Annotated in this window: 1 protein-coding gene; it reads right to left on the reverse strand. The window is 31.8% G+C overall.

Annotation, left to right across the window (positions count from 1 at the left end; all coding sequences use genetic code 11):
• Window positions 1-393: 393 nt before the first annotated feature.
• Window positions 394-609 carry a hypothetical protein gene (locus CLTEP_RS14095; RefSeq protein ID WP_066827710.1) on the reverse strand — a complete coding sequence of 72 codons (216 nt, stop codon included), beginning with the start codon at window positions 607-609 and terminating at the stop codon, window positions 394-396.
• Between the last annotated feature and the right edge of the window lie 152 nt (window positions 610-761).

Consider the following 761-nt stretch of genomic DNA (forward strand, 5'->3'; position numbering starts at 1 on the left):
TTAATATTCAATTGACTTATAGTAAGTGTTTTAGTGATTTTAAATCGGGAAACTCAAAAGATATATAATCAACTTATATATTAAAAAAAGAAGGAATATAACCTGCGTACCCAAATTGGGAACGCAGATATGATCAACTTATACATTTAAAAAAGCTAAATATAAAGTACTAGAGCCAATTTTGGCTTGAGTACATAACTTACAAGGTATTCCCGCTTTGTTGTAGTGAAGGATTTTTGCCCTCAATTTTGAGGTATATAATTAACAAGGTATTCCCAAAGAAATAGAGGGTATAGCCAAAAATGGCGACACCTATAATGTATTTAATTAACAAGGTATTCCCCAAGAAACCAACGGAAAAATTCGTTCGTTACTTTATACCTGGGTATACAATCAACAAGTTATTCCCGCTTTGTCATATTTTTCACTGCGGAATTTTCCGCTATCAAGTACATAATTAACAAAGTATTCCTGCTTTCCTATGACAGGATGTTTTGTCCTATCATCTTCACCTGTATGTATAAATAAGTTCTTAACCTCCGAATTTTCGGCAGTTAAACTTTTTATTTTATTCTCAACACCTGTATGTATAATTAACTTATATACCAAAAGGAAATAAGAGAACTTATGAAAGATATGGGAAAAACATCCCACAATTTTGTGGAGTGCATTGCAAGGGGTTCGTAAAATACAAATATCTACATCTAGTCAAAACTACCAAAACGGTACTTTAGAAATACCAAACAGGTTCGTAAAATACA

Source organism: Clostridium tepidiprofundi DSM 19306, from assembly GCF_001594005.1.
In the GTDB taxonomy this organism is placed as follows: Bacteria; Bacillota; Clostridia; order Clostridiales; family Clostridiaceae; genus Clostridium_AC; species Clostridium_AC tepidiprofundi.